Source organism: Polynucleobacter sp. AM-26B4 (assembly GCF_018882285.1).
GTDB lineage: Bacteria > Pseudomonadota > Gammaproteobacteria > Burkholderiales > Burkholderiaceae > Polynucleobacter.
In genome coordinates this window covers 598,709-619,546 of sequence record NZ_JACVOT010000001.1, presented here as the reverse complement: position 1 = coordinate 619,546, position 20,838 = coordinate 598,709, and the positions used below count along the sequence as shown (strand labels likewise).

Below are 20,838 nucleotides of genomic sequence, written 5' to 3'. Positions count from 1 at the left end.
CCTAATGAAAATTATCCTTCCTGGCGGAGCGGGGCTCGTCGGTCAAAATTTAGTAACTCGACTTGTTGATAAAGGCTATTCAGAAATAGTTGTAATTGATAAGCATGAAGTCAATTTGAGGGCCCTAAGGAGGTTGCATCCTTCGGTTCAAATTGAATGTGCTGATGTCTCTAAGTTGGGCGATTGGCAAAAGCATTTTATTGGCGCTGATGTGGTAGTAATGCTTCAGGCTCAAATTGGCGGATTATTTTATCAAGAGTTTGTGGATAACAATGTGTGCTCCACCAGTTTAATTCTTGATTTAGTGCGGTCGAATAATGTTCCCTACTTAGTTCATGTTAGTTCATCTGTAGTCGAATCAGCTGCGGTTGACTTTTATACACATAGCAAAATTGAACAAGAAAAAATTGTACTTGAAAGCGGTATTCCATGTCCCATCTTGCGACCCACCCTAATGTTTGGCTGGTTTGATCGTAAGCACTTAGGATGGTTAGCTCGCCTAATGCGAAAGATTCCTATTTTCCCTATTCCTGGGAGTGGAAAATTTATGCGCCAGCCGCTATATGTTGGTGATTTCTGCGGAGTGATTGTAAGTTGTATAGAGAATAGGGTTCCTTCAGGAATTTTTAATATATCCGGTCACGAAAAAATCGACTACATCGATATGATTCAGATAATTAAACGGGCTACAGGCGCCAAAGCTATTATTCTCAAAATTCCTTATCTACTCTTTTACAGCTTACTTTGGGCTTGGTCTTTATTTGATAGAAATCCGCCATTTACTACTCAGCAATTGCAGGCTTTGGTTGCTAAAGATGAATTTGAGGTGACTAACTGGCCAGAGACCTTTGGTGTTCCGTATACGCCTTTTGAAAAGGCGATTGAGGAAACATTTAATCATCCTGTGTATAGCAACGTAGTGCTCGAATTCTAAAGGGATACTAGCGTGGGAAAGAAAATAGCGGTCTTGGGAGCTGGCCCAATGGGATTGGCGGTTGCGTATCAATTGGCGAGGGATGGCCATCATCCTGTAGTTTATGAGGCTGATGATCGTATTGGTGGAATGACTGCTGCCTTTGATTTCTCCGGCTTAAAAATTGAGCGCTACTATCATTTCCATTGCATCTCAGATCATGCGTTTTTAAAGGTGCTTGATGAGTTGAATCTCTCCGACAAGATGAATTGGGTGTCTACGAAAATGGGTTACTGGTATCTAAATCAATTACAAGATTGGGGAAATCCAATTGCATTACTCAAATTTCGCGGCCTTAGTTTGATGGCTAAGTTTCGCTATGGCTTACATGCTTTTTTTTCCATCAAGCGTGATGATTGGAAGCCATTAGATAAGGTTGATGCTGTCAAGTGGATTCAGCGTTGGGTAGGTCCAGAGGCTTATGAGGTTTTATGGCGTAGATTATTTGATTACAAATTTTATGAGTACACAAGCAACCTCTCGGCAGCGTGGATTTGGAGTCGTATTCGTCGGATAGGGCGATCACGCTACAGCCTCTTTAAGGAAAGGCTAGGTTATCTTGAGGGTGGCTCCGAGACTTTGTTGCAAGGCATGTATTCGGATATTAAAAAAAATGGCGGAGAAGTGCGACTGAAAACCCCAGTAACTAAAGTCATTATTGAAAATGGCTCGGTAAAAGGCGTGGCAACTTTGCATGGTATGGAGCAATTTGATACTGTGATAAGCACAATTCCTTTGCCTTATATACCTAAAGTGATGCCAGATTTGCCAAATGAAATTTTGGCGCAATTTAAGTCTGTGAAAAATATTGCGGTTGTTTGTGTGATTGTAAAGTTGCGTAAACCGTTAACCGACAATTTTTGGCTCAATACAAATGATCCAGAGATGGATATTCCAGGAATAGTTGAGTACTCAAACTTGCGCCCACTAGATCACTCTATTGTGTATGTGCCATTTTATATGCCGGGGGATCATCCCAAATTTTCTGAGCCTGACGACGCTTTTCTTAAAAAAGTTATGGGTTACTTTAAGAAAATTAATCCTGACCTTGTTGATGAGGACTTCTTAGATATCCGAGCTAGTAGATATCGTTATGCTCAACCAATTGGTGTTCCTGGTTACCTAGAAACAATTCCAAATGCCAAACTTCCAGTTAATGGTCTTTGGGTTGCGGATACTTCCTATTACTACCCTGAAGATCGGGGGATTTCTGAGAGTATAGATTTCGGTCGGAAAATGGCTCAGGATGCTGCGAAGTGATTCACCAATTTTTTTCAAAGCAATTTATTAGTTTTTTAATTACAGGTGGAATTGCAGCTACTGTTAACTTTTTATCCCGTATTTTTTATAATCAGTATTTCAGCTTTTCTGCATCGGTAATTTTTGCCTATCTTACGGGTATGGTTGCCGCCTTTATTTTGGCAAAGATGTTTGTTTTTAAATCTAGCACGCAGACAATAAAGCAATCGGCAATTTTCTTTGCCTTAGTTAATGTTCTTGCTGCAGCACAGACTTGGGCGATTAGTATGGGATTAAATTTTTACATTTTGCCCGCACTAGGTTTCCAAAAATATGTGGCTGAAATTGCAAGTGCTGCTGGGATAGCTTTCCCGGTTTTTACAAGCTATCTTGGTCATAAGCGCTGGTCATTTAAGAAACCATCATGAAAATTGGTAAGGCCGCAATTGGATTTTTCTTGCTTACTTGTTTTTATTTAGGCCTCTTGCTTTGGGTTTATGCAAAAAATCATGTCTTAACCCAGATTAATTTGCTAGTTCATGCAATTCCATTTCTTTTAGGCATATCCCTTGTCTCCTATTTATTGCGCTATCTTCGTTGGTATTGGATCTTAGCTCGATCTGGATATCAAGTTAACTGGCTCTATGGATTTATTGCTTATCTTTCTGGCTTTGCATTCACTGCAACACCAGGTAAGGTCGGCGAATTAATTCGGATCCGATACTTTTCACGGGTGGGTGTGCCCGCTAATATTTCATTCGGCGCTTTTATTTACGAGCGAGCTCTTGATCTCATTGTTGTATTGTTATTAGCTTCATTAGTAATTAGTCGTTTTGACCTACTAATTCTTGCGCTTAGTTTTGTGGTAATTTTTATTAGTTTGTTGTTTGGCATTGCTATGAATCCAAGGTTCTTGACTCAATTAAGCACATTTCTTAACAGTTATTCTTGGTCTAGAATTGCAAGGTTGATTATGGTTGTGCGCGACGGACTATCCTCTTGCCGTCTTTGGTGCAAGCCTCTGGATTTGATTATCTCCATAGGTTATGGCGTACTTGCTTGGTCGTTAACTTCCTATGGCTTTATGTGGTTATTAAGTGACCTGGGTCTGTCAATTCAACCATTAGAGGCATTCACAATCTACCCTCTGGCTATGTTAGCGGGGGCCGCCTCCATGCTCCCGGGTGGAGTAGGCTCAACAGAGTTAACGATTATTTTGCTTTTGGGTGTCTATGGGGTCACAGTAAGTATTGCCACGATTGCAGCAATCGGTATTCGTTTTGCAACAATTTGGTTTGCGGTGTTGACCGGCTTTATTTGTATAGGAATTTTAGAAGTATGGAAACCAAAACTAGATAGCCCCAATATCTAACGTAAGTCTTACTTGCCTCACATCTAGATATTCATTTTATTGAAGATAAAGCTCGGTAGATGTTGTACCACCATCACGATAATTTGCCATTTGGCAGGCGTATAAATTACCGTCTTCTTAGACTCAATCCCAGAGATAATAGTCTTTGCAACGTCTTCTGGCGTGGCAAATTTCTCGCTACCTTGCATCGCGGCAGTCATAGGCGTATTGGTTGGGCCTGGTTTAATGAGTGAGACATTAACTCCGGTTCCTGCAAAGCGATGTTGTAACCCTTGTGCGTATCTAGTCACTAAGCCTTTAGCTGCGCCATATACGTAATTTGATTTGCGTCCGCGATCACCTGCGACTGATCCTATGATGGCTATAGATCCCTTATCTAGTTTGGCCATATGCTGCGCAAAGGCTTCCGCATAAAGCGTAGGTGAGATGCCATTAATTTCTAATGTGTTGTAGTTTAATGTCAAATTACTCTGGCAATCCAGTTGCTCTGGAAGAGTTCCATGTGCAATTAAGGCAATGTCGACAGGGGCGAATGCAAATAGAGCATCAACTGTTTTTTGGATGGCAGTTGGTTCAATAAAATCAGTCACCACTATTTCTATTTTGGTGTTTGGTGATCTCACTAATAAGTCGGCTGCAACTACCTCTAATTTTTGTTGAGCCCTGCCAACCAAAATTAATTCTACCGAGCTTTCTTGTGCCCATATTCTTGCGCAATGCTCAGCTATAGATGATGTAGCTCCAATAATGGCAATTCGTTTGGTGTTATTCAATTTAACTTCCTAGGAGACGGCGTGATAGTGATGAGCTAATGCCCGCATCGCGATATTTTAAGAATTCATTTAACTTTGGGTAGCCAGCTTCAAATAATTCGCGAGGCATACGGGCGTCTTTGGCAGGGTATATACGACCTTTTGCCTCCTTGACAATCGCATCTAAGCGGTCCAGGAGCTTGTGGGTAAGGGCGGCATGATTAGGAAAATCTAGCGCCAACGTCACTCCTGGCTGGGGAAAGCTGAGCATACCGATTGATTCTCTATTACCAAAAGTCTTTAATACGGCAAGAAATGATCCTTCGTCAGACTTTTCAATTTCTTTAAGCATTGCTTGAGTGGCGTCATGCCCTACACTTCTGGGTATAACGCTTTGGTATTGAAAGAATCCCTTAGGCCCATACATTCGATTCCACTCTAATAACTTATCTAATGGGTAAAAGAAGGGTTCGTAATGAGCGATGCCAGAGCCTGAATTAAATTTTCGAAGGTTATAGTAGGCGAAATTAAATGGGCGTAAGGTCAGCTTGTTAATTAGAGAAACGGGGGGTATAAAAGGCATTTTTTTCTCAGCCCTCATCCGTGGTGCTTCTTTTAAATCTTTATTTGGGTTGGCGCGCATGAAGATGCCTTGACCTTTATTGGACATGCAATCAATCCATGAAACTGTGTGCTCCCAATTCATTTCAGAGGAGTCAGCCAATTCAAAAAATTCAGATAAATTGGCGTAGGGGATTGTTTCGGTATCCAGCCAGGGGCCAAAAGTAGGGCGCAGTTGAATCTCCGCCTCCGTAATCACACCCGTAAGTCCCAAGCCCCCAATGGTGGCAGCAAACCATTCAACATTCTGTTTGGAGCCGCATTCAATTGCTGTGCCATCAGTTCGAATGAGTCTAATCTGTTGAACATGCTCTCCGAAAGATCCAAGCAGATGGTGATTTTTCCCATGCACATCGTTCGCAATAGCCCCACCTACAGTCACCATTTGACTGCCTGGTGTGACTGGTAATGACCATCCGCGAGGAATAAAAAGTCTTTGAATATCCCTCAAAAGTACACCAGACTCACACCTTAGACGGCCAGAAGATTCATCAAAATGGATGAGATGATTTAGGCCGGTGGTAAGCCAAAGAGGGCCATTTGGATTTAATGCTATATCCCCATAGCTACGCCCCATGCCATGAGCTATTCCAACTCGATCCCCTTGAATTTGATTTGCAACGCTATATTTGTTATACAAGGGGATAACATGATGATCTTCATGGCTTAGGCGCCCCCAAGAGGATATTGATTTCATTTAAGTATCAGATCTTTAAATATGATCGAAAAGGGCGAGTTTTTAAGGTCAGCAAGCATTTTGAATATTTTAAGGGCTTAAGGCCACCATTTATTAGGTGATGCTCAAATATATATCGATATTGAAATTAATGCGAAAATAAGCCCTATGTTAGTTATATATTCATTCGGATATCTCTCGACCCCATCTTATGCAAATTTCGACAACTACTTATAGCCTAAAGGATCGCATTATTGGGCTTATAAAGTTAATAAGACCAAAGCAATGGCTGAAGAATGGTTTTGTTTTTGCTCCCTTGATATTTTCAGGAGAATTGTTGAAACCGGATGCTCTTGAGCATACTCTTATAGCCACATTCTTTTTCTGTGTAGCATCTTCAGCTACTTATATTATGAATGATATTCACGATATTGAACTTGATCGTCGTCATCCTAAAAAGTCAAAGTCCCGTCCCTTAGCTTCCGGACTCGTCTCCAAAAATGCTGCTTTAGTTCTTTTGATAGTTCTATATCTCATTTTGGCTCTTGGCTACGCAGTCATGCCAAAAGTTATTTTGGTAGTTGCGTCATACTTATCTCTCAACTTGGCCTATACCTTTGTCTTAAAACATAAACCAGTCATCGATATCTTTACAATTGCTATCGGCTTTGTTTTACGTGTTATTGCGGGTGCAGCGGCACTTAATTTAGATCCTTCGGCATGGATGTGTGTGACAACTTTGTGTTTAGCTCTCTATTTAGCCGCAGTAAAACGTCGTCAAGAGCTGGCACAAAGTGGATCTGAAGGTCGCAAGGTTCTGGATAAATATTCTGTAGCTTTAGTAGATAGATATGCTGAAATGTCGGCTACTGGGGCTTTACTCTTCTATAGTATGTTTGTTATGTCTACCCGCCCAGGATTAGTTATTACTATCCCTATAGTTTTGTATGGCCTTTTTCGCTATTGGTATATTGTTGAAGTTCTTGATGGTGGAGAGTCCCCAACTGACGTACTATTTGCCGACTGGCAATTAATGGTTGTAGTGGCTCTGTGGGTTGCTGCTTGCGTATGGGTTTTGTCTGGATTCCATTTATGAAAGAGTATTTATATGTAGTGACCCCTTTTCTAGCTTGGTTGGTTGCTGGAATCTTGAAGTTCTTAATCAATAGTTTGAGGACACGTCGTTTTGCTTTTGACTTAATTGGTTATGGTGGTTTACCTAGCAATCACAGTGCTATCGTCTCAAGTATGGCTGCACTCATTGCCCTAAAAGAGGGCGTCAATACACCTGCGTTTGGTGTTGCTATCGCTTTAGCTTTTATTGTCATTTTGGATGCTGGCAGTTTACGCAAGCAGGTTGGTAAGCACGCAGCAGCTATTAATCAATTAAATTCTTTTGTGAAGAGTAATCAAATTGTATTGCGTGAACGCATTGGACATACTCGTATTGAAATACTTGTTGGAATACTGACTGGGACATCTGTAGCTTATCTAATTTTCATCTTCGCTAGTATATTTATCCCTTCTAAATAGCGCATTACGGTGTCAATTTTTGACCAGAGTCCGTTATTCATTGTCATTAGCATACTGCCGCGATAGACTTTAATAAATCTTGGATTGATCTGGCCCGCATAGAATGCTCGCTGATATGGTCAATCACTTCCTTCGGAAGTTTGGCATCTCTCGCTAATCTTTTAAAGATGCGATTAATTTGACTACTTTTTAACTAGCAGGTGGTATTAATTACATTATTAATGCCTCTAAATAGGTAATCATCATCTAATTTTTTTAATTTATTCATGCGATGATGGCATCTGGCAATCTTTCGGATGGGCGAATCCATCGGCCTTGCAATTCTTGATCGATTTTGCTCTTGCAAAGGCGTTTTTTCATTTGGGTTTTATTGTGTAGTCTCTTTAGATAGATATCTATCACTTTTAATTAGACTAGCTCACTTCTTCGACATATTTAGTTTATGAATACTAGATATGACCGCAACAATAACTCGGATGCTGGGAGATTTAAGCCCACTTTGACCAATTCAGCCCAGAACACGGTAGACTATAGGTGTTCAGGTAGTCAAGCTATCCACAGCCTTGTTTATTCTATTATTTCAGGGCATTTTGCTTGTCGTGGCGGTAAAATCAACAATTCTTTTGATATGGTTCACTATGCGTATTTGCTCACAAACCAGTATTACATCTAAATCCGCTATTTACTTGGGCAAGTGGCTCTTATTGGCTTCTGCTTTGCTAGGTTTGACTGCATGCCAAAGCTTCACCAAGTTCAACGAAGATTCCAAAAGCAAATTAGGTAAAGTTTTGAAGCCATATCGTCCAGATATGGTTCAAGGCAACTTTATTTCTAAAGAGCAATTAGAAAGACTCAAGCTTGGTATGGATCGAGAAGAAGTCAAAGTTATTTTGGGTACCCCATTGATCACGAGTGTGATGCACCCAAATCGTTGGGACTACGTGTTTGCATTTAAACGAGGCGACACTCAATTAGTCGAACAGCGTCAAGTGACATTGTTGTTTGAAAAAGATATATTGAAAAAAATTACCGCGGATGATTTGCCTACTGAATACGAGTTGATTGCAGAGATTGACGGTATCAAAGCTTCTCGTCGAGTGCAGCGCAAAGCAGTTGCGCCAGAGCTGGAAAGTCAGCATGCAGCCCCAACAGTGCAAACCGTGCCAAACCCAACGCAAGGCGTTGGAATCCCGCGTGGCGATACCAGAAATTAATCAAGTATTACTTTGTAACTAATGCATCAATAAAGAAACAAAAAGCGTAACAAAAACACAATAAAAATTAGTAGAGATATAAAATGACAACTTTGAAATTTGCCATTGCAGGTGCTTCTGGACGTATGGGGCGCATGTTGATTGAGACAGTCCTTAATAGCCCTGATGCTCAGTTGGTCGGTGCCTTGGATATTCCGGGCAGTTCGCAGCTTGGCCAAGATCCAGCAGCTTTTTTAGGAAAAAATACTGGCATCAAAATCACTGCAGAAGTTAAAGAAGGTTTGAAGGACGCTGATTTTTTAATTGATTTCACAAGACCTGAAGGTACTTTGGCTCACCTAGAGGTGGCGCAAACTTTGGGCGTGAAGATGATCATCGGTACGACTGGATTTACAGATGTACAAAAAGCTGAACTTAAAAAGGCCAGTGAAAAGATCGCGATTGTTTTTGCGCCAAACATGAGTGTGGGGGTTAATGCCACATTCAAGCTATTAGAAGTTGCTGCAAAGATATTGAACTCAGGTTACGACATCGAGATCATCGAAGCTCATCACAAGCACAAGGTGGATGCCCCATCAGGAACTGCGATTGGTATGGGCGAGGTGATCGCGAAGGCTTTGGGTAAAGAGTTGAAGGATTGCGCTGTTTATGCCAGAGAAGGTCACACTGGTGAGCGTGAAGAAGGCACGATTGGTTTTGCCACCATCCGCGGCGGCGATATTGTGGGTGATCACACGGTTATGTTCTGTGGCGATGGTGAGCGCATTGAAATCACGCACAAATCTGCCAGCAGAATGTCTTACGCACAAGGTTCTGTGCGAGCCGGGCGTTTTTTAGCCAATCAATCCAAAGGCCTTTTTGATATGCAAGATGTCTTGGGTTTGAAGCAAATCAAAATTTAATCGATTGCCAAATGATTGATTCGATTTATTCGATGTATTAATTTTTTATTTAATACATTTTTAAGCAATTTTCATTCTTAAGAAAAATACAAGGGTCTTGTTTTGAGTTCAGATGTAACAGCAGTGAGTAAAGATTACGATCACCGTGCCATTGAAGCTGCGGCGAATGCACAGTGGAAATCGGGCGATGTTTATCGCGTGGATGAGCAGGCCAAAGATCAAAAGGGCCAACTCAAGAAAAAATACTACGCTTGCTCAATGCTGCCTTACCCATCTGGAAAGTTGCACATGGGCCATGTGCGTAACTACACCATCAATGATGTGATGACTCGCCAGTTGCGCATGCAAGGCTATAACGTTTTGATGCCAATGGGTTGGGATGCTTTTGGTATGCCAGCTGAAAATGCCGCGCTCAATAACAATGTGCCGCCAGCTGCTTGGACCTACGACAACATCGCTTATATGAAAAAGCAGATGGATGCGATGGGTTTAGCCATTGATTGGTCTAGAGAAATCACCACCTGTAAACCAGATTACTATCGCTGGAATCAATGGCTCTTTTTGAAGATGTTGGAAAAGGGTGTGGCGTATCGCAAGACTCAGGTTGTGAATTGGGATCCGATTGATCAAACAGTCTTGGCCAACGAACAAGTGATTGATGGTCGTGGCTGGCGTTCAGGTGCTTTGGTTGAAAAACGAGAAATCCCTGGTTACTACTTGAACATCACAGCCTATGCTGAAGAGTTGTTAACTGGTTTGGAAGGTTTGGGTTGGCCTGAGCGCGTAAAGTTGATGCAGCAAAACTGGATCGGTAAGAGTTTTGGTGTGCGTTTTGCCTTTACTCATCAAATCAAAGATGACGCTGGTCAGTTGATCCAAGATGGAAAAATGTTTGTCTTCACCACCCGCGCTGATACGGTGATGGGCGTGACTTTCTGTGCAGTGGCTGCAGAACATCCTTTGGCGTTGCACGCTTCAAAAAATAACCCTGCTTTGGCAGCCTTCATTGAGAAATGCAAACAAGGCAGCGTGATTGAGGCGGATTTGGCGACTCAAGAAAAAGAGGGTATGCCCACTGGCTTGAAAGTCACTCATCCTTTGACTGGTGAAGAGGTTGATGTTTGGGTGGGCAATTATGTTTTGATGAGCTATGGCGATGGCGCCGTGATGGGTGTGCCAGCTCATGATGAACGTGACTTTGCATTCGCCTTAAAGTACAAGATTGCTATCAAGCCAGTGATGGCAATCGATGGTCAAACATTTAATGCCAGTGCTTGGCAAGATTGGTATGCCGATAAAGAAACTGTTAAGGCTGTTAACAGTGGCAAATATGATGGCTTGAGCCACTCTGAAGCGGTGCATGCAGTGGCCAAAGATTTGGCCGCCTTGAATTTAGGAGAATTGAAAACCACCTATCGCTTGCGCGATTGGGGTATTTCTCGTCAACGCTATTGGGGCACACCGATTCCAATCATTCATTGCGAGTCTTGCGGTGAAGTGCCTGTGCCTGAAAAAGATTTACCGGTTGTTTTGCCTGAGGATTGCGTTCCAGATGGATCAGGCAATCCGCTCAATAAGCGTGAAGACTTTTTAAAGTGCTCTTGCCCTAAGTGTGGCAAGCCAGCTCGTCGTGAAACTGACACCATGGATACTTTTGTTGATTCAAGCTGGTATTTCATGCGCTATACATCACCAGGTGCGAATGCCATGGTGGATGAGCGCAATGATTACTGGATGCCGATGGATCAATACATTGGTGGTATTGAGCACGCAATTCTTCATTTGCTCTATGCGCGCTTCTGGACAAAAGTGATGCGTGATTTAGGTTTGGTGAAGTTTGATGAGCCATTCAGCAACTTGCTCACGCAAGGCATGGTCTTGAATGACACGTATTACATCGATGAGCCGAATGGTCGTAAAACTTGGATCAATCCTGATGATGTGTTGGTTGAAACAGATGACAAAGGTCGTCCGCTATCAGCCAAACATAAAACATCTGGCAAAGCTGTGAATATTGGTGGCGTCGAGAAGATGGCCAAGAGTAAAAATAACGGTATAGATCCTCAGTCATTGATTGATCAATACGGTGCAGATACGGCTCGCTTGTTCACGATGTTTGCTGCTCCTCCTGAGCAACAATTGGAATGGTCCAGTTCTGGTGTTGAGGGGGCTTCGCGCTTCTTGCGTCGCTTATGGTCATATGGTGCTGCTCATGCAGCAACGGTTCACGCAGTTAATCAGAAAGCCAGTGACAAACTTTCAGCGAATTTGACTGAAGCAGATCAAGCTTTGCGTCTTGAAATCCACAGTGTTCTTAAGCAAGCGAATTTTGACTACCAACGCAAGCAATACAACACGGTGGTTTCTGCCACCATGAAAATGCTCAATGCTTTGGAGCAAGCAAAGACGATCAGTCCTGAAGTGCGTCGTGAAACACTGGGTATTTTGTTAAGAGTTTTATACCCAGTTGTGCCGCACATCACTTTCACACTTTGGAATGCTGCCGGTTATGCTCAGCAGTGGGGTGATTTATTGGATGCTCCATGGCCAGAAGTTGATGAATCAGCCTTGGTGCAAAATGAAATCACCATGATGATTCAGGTCAATGGCAAGTTAAGAGGCCAAGTTTTGGTGCCAACTGATGCTGATAAAGCAAGTATTGAAGCACTGGCCTTGGCCAGTGAAGCGGCCATCAAGGCAGTGGATGGTGCACCCCCTAAAAAGGTCATCATCGTCCCTGGCCGATTGGTCAATATTGTTGTTTAACAATGAATGTCAGCCATTGATTTTGAAACAGAGCATAAATAGAGCAAAATGAGCACATCATGAAAAAAACCACCTCCATTTATTCAATAGGGCGACGTCAGCTCTTAGGCGGTGGTTTATCAATTTTGGCCATGTGTGTTCTTGGTGCTTGTGGCTGGCGCTTGCGCGGCAAAGTCGATTTGCCTTATAAAAATATTCTGATCAGTGGTAATTTGACACAAGAATTGCGTGATGACTTGGATATGTTGCTTCGAGTCAACGATATTCAGATTGTTAAAGCCGCCAAAGATGCTGAACTTATTCTAGAAATTATTTCTGAGCAAAATGCTCGTCAAGTGCTTTCTTACAACAGTGCAGGTCAAATCACTGCTTATCGGATCATTTCTAGGGTTGTTTTTAGAGCCTTTGATCCGAATGGTATTGAGTTGATGCCTGAATCAGATATTTATTTGACACGTGACATTGACTTCAATCAGTCCAATATTCAAGCGTTTGATCAACAAGTCGCTGATTATGTCAAAGATATGCGCATGGATATTGTGAGTCAGTTGATGCGCCGTTTGGCATCAATCAAGCAACTACCTTCAAAACAAACTCCATCGGAGTCACAGCCAAAGAGTCGCTAAGCATGCAAAAGGCAGATGCTTTTGGCGCACATTTAGCACAAGCTAAAAAAACTGGACCGCATCCTCTGTATGTGTTGTGTGGTGACGAGCCTTTGCTTGTGATGGAGTTGCAAGACCAATTGCGCGCCATGGTGATTGCTCATGGACACACCGAGCGTGAAGTGATGATGCATGAGAAAGGTTTTGATTGGTCAGCGCTCATGAACGCAGGTCAAACCATGTCTTTGTTCGGGGACAAGCGTTATGTTGAGTTACGCATACCCACAGGCAAGCCTGGTCGTGACGGCTCTGATGCCATCAAGCAGTTTTGTGCCCAAATAGATGCTCAAGTAAAAGAGAAAAGTCCGGTTGATACAGTGACCTGTATCTTTTTACCAAGGGTAGATTTTCAGACACAGAAATCCGCTTGGTTCACCGCCTTGGATGAATCTGCCATTGCTGTGCGCATAGATCCTATCGATAGAACTCACTTACCTAACTGGATTGCTGGTCGTTTGAAGCAGCAGAAGCAGCAGGTTGAGGCAGGAGAAGCTGGACAACGCGCCTTGCAGTTCATGGCCAATCAGATCGAGGGTAATTTGATTGCAGCTCACCAAGAAGTTCAGAAGTTGGGTTTGTTATATCCAGAAGGAACGCTCACAGAAGAGAATATCCGTGACGCTGTTTTGAATGTTGCCAGATATGATGTTTTTCAACTGACTGAATCATTGTTGGCTGGAGATTTGGCACGCTTTAATCGCATGGTTGATGGCTTAGAAGGTGAAGGCGAGCCTTTGGTCTTGATTCTTTGGACAGTCACTGAAGAAGTGCGATTACTCAATCGACTGCGTCAGGCCGTTGATCGTGGTGATAATTTGCAAATGCTCATGAAGATGAATCGTGTTTGGGGTAATAAAGAGCGTTTGATTCCACAAGCACTTCAGAGATTAAGTGCCGATCGTTTGCAAAAAGCGTTGATGGTGACCAGTGGTCTCGATCAACAATCCAAGGGTTTGCAAATCCGCAAAGGGGCAGGTCCGATTTTAGAAAAACTACCCAGTGATCCATGGGATGGTTTGAGGATGTTGGGACGCTTGTTTGTTTAGTGGTTCATTTAACCAAGACGATACCAAGCGCCACGACCCTCTCCATGTTTCACCAATCTGCCATCGTGAATGAGTTTGCGAATGTGCTCTTTGAGGGTATTTCTATTTGATCCAGTCGCCTTGATTGCATCAGCCATGGTGATTCTTCCATGCTCACGAGCAAGTTCAATGATGATGAGCGAGTACCCTGGGAGTGCGGACAATACCAGATGCTCTCTTTCCACTTTTTTCTCTAAACGCTGCACTTGTTCTGCAAGAGATTTCATGAAAAAAATGATCCAAGGTTCCCAATGTGGCTTAGGCATCCTGATCGTGCCTTGTGTTTGTCGTAAGGCTAAGTAATAGGCTTCTTTATTTAATTCAATGATGCTCTCAAGTGAGCTGTAGGGTACATAGGCATAACCTGCTTGTAGTAAAAGCAGTGTTGTTAGAGCGCGACTCAGGCGACCATTGCCATCCTGGAATGGATGAATTTCTAAAAATACAACAACAAATATAGCAATAACAATCAATGGATGAAGTTGTTTGCTTGCCCGCATCTCTTCTACCCAATGAATTAATTCAGTCATCAGGCGTGGGGTATCAAATGGCGTTGCAGTATTAAACACAATCCCTATTTGTTGACCTTCTGCATTGAAGGCGGCAACGCTGTTGGTATTGGTTTTATAGTTACCTCGATGCCAGATGTCTTTTTCACTATGACGCAGCAGAATTTGATGTAACTGTTTGATATGGTTTTCAGTGAACGGAATATTTATCCAAGAGCTGAAAATCAAATTCATGAGTTCGGCATAACCGGCTACTTCTTGCGTGTCGCGAGATTCAAAAGATTTAATTTCTAAATTTGAAAGTAAGTTTTCAACTTCTCGATCTGAAAGTTTGCTGCCTTCAATGCGGGTAGATGAGCCAATACTTTCAATAGTGGCCACTTTACGCAATGCCAAAAGTCTATCTGGAGCTAGCGTCCCCAAGGCACGCCAAGCACCTTTGAACTCATCAATTTGACTGATGAGGTTTAAGAGCTCATTTTTAATGGTCAGATCATTGGTATTAAACATAGTTGAATTTTACACCCATTTTTTCACCCAATTACACCCATATTTTAGGTTTTCACCCATTTTTTCACCCAATTACACCTATTAATTTAAAAATTTAGTTTTAAATAAACTCTAAAGGTGTGAGTTCAATTGCTTGGAACAGTTCTAGGCTATCTCATTGAAAATCCTCAAGAATTCGTTCAAACCCCTAATTTCAGTTAAAGTAATGCCTATGAGCAATCAAAACAACACACATTCAGACGCAGTGACCCTGATGAAGGGCATTGGTCAAAAAGCCCGTTCAGCTTCGCGTGCGATGGCTCGCGCCAGCACAGCTTCAAAAAATGAGGCTTTGATTCACTTGGCAGCTTTAGTTAGAAAAAATGCAGAAGCTTTGAAAGTGGTGAATGCCAAAGATGTTGAGCGTGCAAAAGCCAATGGCCAAGATGCTGCATTCATTGATCGTTTGACACTCACGGATAAAACCATCGCCACCATGGCTGAAGGTTTGGAGCAAATTGCCAAGTTGTCAGACCCAATTGGTGAAATGAGCAATATTAGAAAAATGCCATCAGGTATTCAGGTGGGACAAATGCGTGTGCCTTTGGGCGTGATTGGCATCATCTATGAATCTCGTCCTAACGTGACGATTGATGCTGCTGCTTTGTGCTTGAAGTCAGGCAATGCAACTATTTTGCGTGGTGGTTCAGAAGCGATTGATTCAAACACGGCATTGGCCAAGTTGATTCAGGAGAGTTTGTCTTTGGCAGGCTTGCCATCAGACGCAGTGCAAGTGGTTGAAACAACCGATCGTGCTGCTGTGGGCGCCATGATCACGATGAATGAATATATTGACGTGATCGTGCCACGTGGTGGCAAGAGTTTGATCGAGCGTTTGATGGCTGATGCCAGAGTGCCAATGATCAAGCACTTGGATGGTATTTGTCATACCTACATCGATGTGTTGGCTGATCCAGCCAAAGCCATCAAGGTGTGTGATAACGCTAAAACTCAGCGCTACGCACCATGCAACACCATGGAAACATTGTTGGTGCATGAGGCTGCGATCAAAGATTCTTTATTACCTCTGTGCAAGATTTATCAAGACAAAGGTGTTGAGTTGCGAGTTTGTAAAAAAACCAAACAAGCTCTTGAAGCCGCTGGTGTGAAGAATTTAATCGATGCCACTGAAGAAGATTGGTCTACGGAGTATTTGGCACCAATTCTATCGATCAAAACTGTCAGCAATATGGATGAGGCGATGGAGCACATCAATCAGTATGGCAGTCACCACACTGATTGCATCATCACTGAAGATTATTCAGCCGGTATGCGTTTTTTAAGAGAAGTTGATAGTGCCAGTGTGATGATCAATGCCAGCTCTCGTTTTGCAGATGGTTTTGAATATGGCCTGGGTGCTGAGATTGGTATTTCAAATGACAAGTTACACGCCAGAGGACCAGTTGGTCTAGAAGGTTTGACTTCAATGAAATACATCGTGTTTGGACAGGGCGAAATCAGAACCTGAGTTAGAGCTTGATAGTTAAAGTAGTAACGTTAGTAAAAATTAATATCAGAAATGTAAACCAAAAGGGATGGTTGAGATGAGTGATTCAGTGAATGTGGTGATGGGCAGCGCGTATTTGTATGTGAAAGCATTTCACATATTATTTGTGGCTTCATGGTTTGCAGGCTTGTTTTATTTGCCGCGCATTTATGTGAACATGGCCCAAGAAACCAATCCTCAAGTTTTAGAGCGCCTTTTAGGTATGTCTTTTCGCTTGTACCGCTTCATGACCATCTTGATGGTCCCCGCAGTTATTTTAGGTTTGATACTTTGGTTGTATTACGGTGTGGGTAAAGGCCCTGGCTCTGGTTGGATGCACGCAAAGTTATTCTTAGTATTTATCTTATTGGGTTATCACCACGCTTGTGGTTCGATTTATAAAAAGTTCAAGGCTGGCATTAACAAGCGCTCTCATGTTTGGTACCGTTGGTTCAACGAAGTGCCAGTGATTATTTTCTTGATCGTGAGTATTTTGGTGGTTGTGAAACCTTTTTAAGCGACTAGCTAAAAAGAGTGAATCCATCGTTATCAAAACCAATAATCAGAATATTCAAGGTTAATCAATGAAGTTTTTTATTGTGTGTCCACGTGGGCTTGAGATTCCTTTGGCAGAAGAGCTAAAAGAAATTTCTGAGCGCTCTGAAGTCAAAGCTCTAGGCGCATGGGTCATTGATCCTCCGCCATTAAATAACACCGGTGGCTTGGGTGTTGCGGGGCCAATGTCCGTGGCCTTGGCGATTAACTTACATTCTCGGATTGCCAGTCGTTGTTTATTACAAATGACGCATGTGGCGTATCGCAAAGAAGACGATATTTATAAAGCTGCTCGCTCTTTGTCTTGGGAAGATTGGATCACTCCCGATCAAACCATGCGGGTTGATTTGACGGCGCATCGTTCACCACTCACGAGTTTGAACTTTGTCACCCTTAGAATCAAAGATGCGGTGTGCGATCGCTTGAGAGAAGTTAAGGGCGCACGCCCTAACATTGATACTGAATTGCCCGACGTTCGAGTGCAAGCCCATTTAACTGCGACTCATGCCACGGTTTATTTGGATACCAGCGGTCAGTCTTTGTTTAAGCGCGGTTGGCGTGATGACAAAGGTGCAGCACCCCTGAAAGAGAATTTAGCTGCCGGTATTTTGGCTTTGACAGGATGGAAGCCAGAGCAACCTTTGTTTGATCCTATGTGCGGTAGTGGTACTTTTTTAATTGAAGCCGCTTATAGAGGTTTAGGGATTCCATCGGGCTCGATACGAGCAGGGTTGATGAACCCTCAACAAGATGCAGCACAATCGGCGCAGGATCATAACCAAGCTGTGAAGTCTGCAGATAAATCCGAGCCTTCTAAATTTACCCGTTATCGTCCAACACGCGTTGATTTGGTGGGCGCTGATCAAGGGTTTGGGTTTCAGAGATTAAAGCCATTCAATACGCCTGATTTAAAAAAACAGTGGGATGGTTTGTGTATTGTTGCCAAGAAAAATATTGAGCAAGGTTTGGCCAATGCCAATAAGCTCAAGATGGCTGCTTGTGACATTAATGAGAACATGATCACAATCGTTAAAAATAATTGGAAGCGCGCTGGCTTACCAGCCCAATCAGGTGTTCTATCGAATGTTCGTCAAATTGATGCTTTGGTGGCCAAGTCACCGTTTGCAGAGCCAGGCGTGATGCTCTTTAATCCACCGTATGGTGAGCGTTTAGAGATCAAGGGTGGTCGTGATGGCAGTGAGCGTGTCAAAGGTCGTGGCGCACGTGATGCTTTGCCTAAGAACAATAACTCACCAGAGTTCATGGAGTTTTTAAATCAGTTTGGTAAGCATCTCAAAGATAACTTTCAAGGTTGGCAAGTGGATGTCTTAACAGCCGATATGGGTTTACCAGGTCAAGTGCGCATGAAAGAGTCTAAGCGTACCCCGTTATTTAATGGCCCCTTAGAGTGTCGCTTGTTCAGGTTTGATATGAAAAGACCGGATGCTTCTTCATCGGCCTCATAAAACTAAGCTGTAATAACTTATTTTTTCTAAGCCCAATCATTGTCAGATTTGTTGATTTGATTTGATGCTCTTTTATTTATAAAATCCATAATTGTTTGGTGGGTTGAGTAACAGTAAAAAGGCTAAAGTCTGTGATGGAAAAATCTATAGTTGATCTGCGGGCAGAGATAAAAGCTGACTTCGATGCTCTGGAGAGTCGCTTGAGTAAAAAGATTGTTGAAACAATCCATCGCCAAACTATGATCATTGGTCTGATGATTATCAGTTCTTTATGTCTTTTAAAGAGTCTTAGGTTTTTTGACCAGCTGCATTGAGTTTTGCTAAATATTTGTAAATTCCAAAACACCAGTAAAATAATTGAAAACAGGAAAGAGATCATGGAATTTAAAACTTATATGTGTTTGATTTGTGGCTGGGTCTACGATGAAGAGGCTGGCTTGCCTGATGAGGGTATTGCTCCTGGTACATTGTGGAAAGACGTTCCAATGAACTGGACGTGTCCAGAGTGTGGTGCACGCAAAGAAGATTTCGAGATGACTGTCATCTAAATCAACTAGATTCATAAAGCCACCTTCGGGTGGCTTTGAAGTTTTAAATGCACCATTTTTGATAGTTAAAGAATTTAAAGATATGAGCAAAAACGAAGAACTATTCCTCCGAGCACAAAAAACCACACCGGGTGGCGTGAACTCTCCAGTGAGAGCATTCCGTCAGGTGGGTGGCGTGCCACGCTTTATCAAGCGTGCACAAGGCGCTTATTTCTGGGATGCAGACTATAAGAGATATATCGACTGTATTGGCTCATGGGGTCCGATGATTGTGGGTCATGCTCATCCTGAAGTTGTGAAGGCTCTGCAAGAGGCTGCGGTTCATAGTTTTAGTTATGGTGCTCCAACTGAAGGTGAAATTGTGATGGCAGAGCGTATCTGCCAATTGGTTCCTAGTATTGAGCAAGTACGCTTAGTTTCTAGTGGTACAGAAGCTACGATGAGCGCTTTGCGTTTGGCGCGTGGGTTTACTGGCCGAGATCTGATCATTAAATTTGAGGGTTGCTACCACGGTCATGCTGATAGCTTATTGGTCAAAGCTGGTTCAGGCATGTTGACCTTTGCTGATAGCACGCAAAATGCACCATCATCAGGCGGTGTTCCACAAGATCTAGTGAAACACACATTGGTGCTGCCATTCAATGATGTGGAAGCTCTTGAGGTGGCTTTCAAACAAAATGCTGGCAAGATTGCAGCACTGATTGTTGAGCCAATTGCTGGCAATATGAATTTGATTCAGCCAAGCTCTGCCTTTGTTAAAGCAATGCGTGATCTGACCACCAAAGAAGGTGCTGTGCTGATTTATGACGAAGTGATGACTGGTTTTAGAGTGGCTTTAGGTGGCGCACAAAGTTTGCATGGCATTAAACCAGATTTAACTTGTTTGGGTAAGGTCATGGGCGGTGGTATGCCAATGGCTGCCTTTGGCGGTCGTGCTGACATCATGAATAAATTAGCCCCCTTAGGCAATGTTTATCAAGCAGGTACTTTGTCTGGTAATCCATTGGCAGTTGCAGCTGGATTAGCCAATCTAGATATCATCACTCGCCCTGGCTTTTTTGATTGCTTGACCACTCAGACTAAAAAGTTTGTGAATGGTATGCAAGAACGAGCTAATCAGGCAGGAGTTCCATTCTCAGTCGATAGCGTGGGCGGTATGTTTGGTTTGTATTTCTCTCAAGAGGTGCCAACTTCTTATACTGCAGTGACTGCCAGTGACATTGAAGCTTTCAAGAAATTCTTCCACTTGATGCTAGACAATGGGGTGTATTTGGCGCCATCTGCTTATGAAGCTGGTTTCTTATCAATTGCGCACGATGATGCAGTTCTAGATGAGATGTTCAACGCAGCAGAAAAATCATTTGCTTCTATGTAAGAAGGTCATAAAAGCCAGCAAGATTGTCATCATAGATAATGAGCTGGCACAAATAAATGTGGTCAATTTAGTGCCAAGATCGGCGATTGATTTTTCAAGACGAATTCCGACTAACTCAATTTTTTGATTCAGTTTAATGAGCATTAAATCAATGCTGTCTTCTATTTGAGTCACGTCTTTCGTTGTGGCTAGGTCTTGGTGAGAGTTAAATTTCATGATGTTTTTAATCGATGTAAGAAAAGCATCAGGCCAATCATCACTGTTTGTACACCAATGATGACACCCAATAGTTGCATGAACAAAGTGTGGATAGATCTTGCGAGATCTTCTTTTGTAGCTAGATGCTTTATTTCATCTTTTGTTGCTAGTTTTTCTATATCAAAGCATTCAAAGGCGCCGTAGGCGATACCTTTTGTTTGTTCTACAGAAAAATCCTTTTGTTCAAGGGAGTCCGCAAAGAGTAAAGAATTAAATTTCATTGAAGATTTGCTTGGTTATCAGAATAGCATCTTATGCTTTTTATAATAGAAAAACAAATCAACAAAATCATCA

General features: G+C 42.5%; 21 protein-coding genes. 16 read left to right on the top strand and 5 right to left on the bottom strand.

Annotated elements, in window-relative coordinates:
• The first annotated feature begins 4 nt into the window (after positions 1-4).
• The 4 genes from ICE88_RS03090 to ICE88_RS03075 are packed head-to-tail and all read left to right on the top strand — an operon-like array spanning position 5 to position 3,584.
• Complete coding sequence (locus ICE88_RS03090; protein ID WP_216249243.1) at positions 5-934, top strand: NAD(P)-dependent oxidoreductase; 930 nt, start codon at positions 5-7, stop codon at positions 932-934.
• Positions 935-946: 12 nt separating this feature from the next.
• On the top strand, positions 947-2,233 hold the full coding sequence (locus ICE88_RS03085; protein ID WP_216249240.1) for an FAD-dependent oxidoreductase: 1,287 nt from the start codon (positions 947-949) through the stop codon (positions 2,231-2,233).
• Complete coding sequence (locus tag ICE88_RS03080; protein ID WP_216249237.1) at positions 2,230-2,640, top strand: GtrA family protein; 411 nt, start codon at positions 2,230-2,232, stop codon at positions 2,638-2,640. The genes ICE88_RS03085 and ICE88_RS03080 overlap by 4 nt, the downstream gene beginning before the upstream one ends.
• Complete coding sequence (locus tag ICE88_RS03075; protein WP_216249235.1) at positions 2,637-3,584, top strand: lysylphosphatidylglycerol synthase transmembrane domain-containing protein; 948 nt, start codon at positions 2,637-2,639, stop codon at positions 3,582-3,584. The genes ICE88_RS03080 and ICE88_RS03075 overlap by 4 nt, the downstream gene beginning before the upstream one ends.
• 23 nt (positions 3,585-3,607) lie before the next feature.
• On the opposite strand, the gene ICE88_RS03070 is transcribed toward ICE88_RS03075, so the two are convergent.
• Entirely contained in the window at positions 3,608-4,357 is a 750-nt protein-coding gene (locus ICE88_RS03070) for an SDR family NAD(P)-dependent oxidoreductase (RefSeq protein ID WP_216249232.1), read from the bottom strand.
• Position 4,358: 1 nt separating this feature from the next.
• Entirely contained in the window at positions 4,359-5,654 is a 1,296-nt protein-coding gene (locus tag ICE88_RS03065; protein ID WP_216249229.1) for an FAD-binding oxidoreductase, read from the bottom strand.
• A gap of 190 nt (positions 5,655-5,844) precedes the next feature.
• Between ICE88_RS03065 and ICE88_RS03060 the strand changes: the two genes are divergently transcribed.
• The 7 genes from ICE88_RS03060 (at position 5,845) to holA (ending at position 13,759) form a co-directional block, all read left to right on the top strand.
• A complete protein-coding gene (locus ICE88_RS03060) occupies positions 5,845-6,729 on the top strand; it encodes a decaprenyl-phosphate phosphoribosyltransferase (RefSeq protein WP_216249225.1) in 885 nt (294 codons plus the stop codon).
• Positions 6,726-7,166, top strand: coding sequence for a divergent PAP2 family protein (locus ICE88_RS03055; protein WP_216249221.1), 441 nt, complete (start codon positions 6,726-6,728; stop codon positions 7,164-7,166). Before ICE88_RS03060 ends, ICE88_RS03055 begins: the two co-directional genes overlap by 4 nt.
• 638 nt (positions 7,167-7,804) lie before the next feature.
• Complete coding sequence (locus ICE88_RS03050; RefSeq protein ID WP_216249218.1) at positions 7,805-8,380, top strand: outer membrane protein assembly factor BamE; 576 nt, start codon at positions 7,805-7,807, stop codon at positions 8,378-8,380.
• 92 nt (positions 8,381-8,472) lie between these two features.
• Positions 8,473-9,282, top strand: coding sequence for a 4-hydroxy-tetrahydrodipicolinate reductase (dapB, locus tag ICE88_RS03045; protein WP_216251810.1), 810 nt, complete (start codon positions 8,473-8,475; stop codon positions 9,280-9,282).
• 123 nt (positions 9,283-9,405) lie between these two features.
• Complete coding sequence (gene leuS / locus ICE88_RS03040) at positions 9,406-12,048, top strand: leucine--tRNA ligase (protein ID WP_216251808.1); 2,643 nt, start codon at positions 9,406-9,408, stop codon at positions 12,046-12,048.
• Between the two features lie 59 nt (positions 12,049-12,107).
• Positions 12,108-12,674 (top strand): LPS assembly lipoprotein LptE, encoded by a 567-nt coding sequence (gene lptE / locus ICE88_RS03035; RefSeq protein ID WP_216249215.1) that lies wholly within the window; start codon positions 12,108-12,110, stop codon positions 12,672-12,674.
• 2 nt (positions 12,675-12,676) lie between these two features.
• Positions 12,677-13,759 (top strand): DNA polymerase III subunit delta, encoded by a 1,083-nt coding sequence (gene holA / locus ICE88_RS03030; RefSeq protein ID WP_216249213.1) that lies wholly within the window; start codon positions 12,677-12,679, stop codon positions 13,757-13,759.
• Between the two features lie 8 nt (positions 13,760-13,767).
• On the opposite strand, the gene ICE88_RS03025 is transcribed toward holA, so the two are convergent.
• Entirely contained in the window at positions 13,768-14,817 is a 1,050-nt protein-coding gene (locus tag ICE88_RS03025) for a Fic family protein (protein WP_216249210.1), read from the bottom strand.
• 253 nt (positions 14,818-15,070) lie between these two features.
• Between ICE88_RS03025 and ICE88_RS03020 the strand changes: the two genes are divergently transcribed.
• The 5 genes from ICE88_RS03020 (at position 15,071) to hemL (ending at position 20,286) form a co-directional block, all read left to right on the top strand.
• A complete protein-coding gene (locus ICE88_RS03020) occupies positions 15,071-16,324 on the top strand; it encodes a glutamate-5-semialdehyde dehydrogenase (RefSeq protein WP_216251807.1) in 1,254 nt (417 codons plus the stop codon).
• Positions 16,325-16,400: 76 nt separating this feature from the next.
• Positions 16,401-16,859: a CopD family protein gene (locus ICE88_RS03015; protein ID WP_255535181.1), complete on the top strand. Its 459-nt coding sequence runs from the start codon at positions 16,401-16,403 to the stop codon at positions 16,857-16,859.
• Between the two features lie 67 nt (positions 16,860-16,926).
• The gene (locus tag ICE88_RS03010; protein WP_216249209.1) at positions 16,927-18,363 is read left to right on the top strand and encodes a class I SAM-dependent RNA methyltransferase; all 1,437 of its coding nucleotides are present in this window, start codon (positions 16,927-16,929) and stop codon (positions 18,361-18,363) included.
• Positions 18,364-18,740: 377 nt separating this feature from the next.
• Positions 18,741-18,911 (top strand): rubredoxin, encoded by a 171-nt coding sequence (locus ICE88_RS03005; RefSeq protein ID WP_088812539.1) that lies wholly within the window; start codon positions 18,741-18,743, stop codon positions 18,909-18,911.
• Between the two features lie 82 nt (positions 18,912-18,993).
• Entirely contained in the window at positions 18,994-20,286 is a 1,293-nt protein-coding gene (gene hemL / locus ICE88_RS03000) for a glutamate-1-semialdehyde 2,1-aminomutase (RefSeq protein WP_216249207.1), read from the top strand.
• Here hemL and ICE88_RS02995 read toward each other — a convergent pair.
• Complete coding sequence (locus ICE88_RS02995; protein WP_216249205.1) at positions 20,269-20,502, bottom strand: hypothetical protein; 234 nt, start codon at positions 20,500-20,502, stop codon at positions 20,269-20,271. The genes hemL and ICE88_RS02995 overlap by 18 nt on opposite strands.
• Positions 20,499-20,765 carry a hypothetical protein gene (locus ICE88_RS02990; protein WP_216249189.1) on the bottom strand — a complete coding sequence of 89 codons (267 nt, stop codon included), beginning with the start codon at positions 20,763-20,765 and terminating at the stop codon, positions 20,499-20,501. The genes ICE88_RS02995 and ICE88_RS02990 overlap by 4 nt, the downstream gene beginning before the upstream one ends.
• Positions 20,766-20,838 lie beyond the last annotated feature (73 nt).

Coding starts and splice junctions, on each gene's coding strand:
- holA (WP_216249213.1), top strand. CDS start 12,677: ATGCAAAAGGCAGATGCTTTTGGCGCACATTTAGCACAAGCTAAAAAA.
- ICE88_RS03090 (WP_216249243.1), top strand. CDS start 5: ATGAAAATTATCCTTCCTGGCGGAGCGGGGCTCGTCGGTCAAAATTTA.
- ICE88_RS03050 (WP_216249218.1), top strand. CDS start 7,805: ATGCGTATTTGCTCACAAACCAGTATTACATCTAAATCCGCTATTTAC.
- ICE88_RS03025 (WP_216249210.1), bottom strand. CDS start 14,817: ATGTTTAATACCAATGATCTGACCATTAAAAATGAGCTCTTAAACCTC.
- lptE (WP_216249215.1), top strand. CDS start 12,108: ATGAAAAAAACCACCTCCATTTATTCAATAGGGCGACGTCAGCTCTTA.
- ICE88_RS02990 (WP_216249189.1), bottom strand. CDS start 20,765: ATGAAATTTAATTCTTTACTCTTTGCGGACTCCCTTGAACAAAAGGAT.
- ICE88_RS03015 (WP_255535181.1), top strand. CDS start 16,401: ATGAGTGATTCAGTGAATGTGGTGATGGGCAGCGCGTATTTGTATGTG.
- ICE88_RS03065 (WP_216249229.1), bottom strand. CDS start 5,654: ATGAAATCAATATCCTCTTGGGGGCGCCTAAGCCATGAAGATCATCAT.
- hemL (WP_216249207.1), top strand. CDS start 18,994: ATGAGCAAAAACGAAGAACTATTCCTCCGAGCACAAAAAACCACACCG.
- ICE88_RS03010 (WP_216249209.1), top strand. CDS start 16,927: ATGAAGTTTTTTATTGTGTGTCCACGTGGGCTTGAGATTCCTTTGGCA.
- ICE88_RS02995 (WP_216249205.1), bottom strand. CDS start 20,502: ATGAAATTTAACTCTCACCAAGACCTAGCCACAACGAAAGACGTGACT.
- ICE88_RS03060 (WP_216249225.1), top strand. CDS start 5,845: ATGCAAATTTCGACAACTACTTATAGCCTAAAGGATCGCATTATTGGG.
- ICE88_RS03020 (WP_216251807.1), top strand. CDS start 15,071: ATGAAGGGCATTGGTCAAAAAGCCCGTTCAGCTTCGCGTGCGATGGCT.
- ICE88_RS03005 (WP_088812539.1), top strand. CDS start 18,741: ATGGAATTTAAAACTTATATGTGTTTGATTTGTGGCTGGGTCTACGAT.
- ICE88_RS03075 (WP_216249235.1), top strand. CDS start 2,637: ATGAAAATTGGTAAGGCCGCAATTGGATTTTTCTTGCTTACTTGTTTT.
- ICE88_RS03055 (WP_216249221.1), top strand. CDS start 6,726: ATGAAAGAGTATTTATATGTAGTGACCCCTTTTCTAGCTTGGTTGGTT.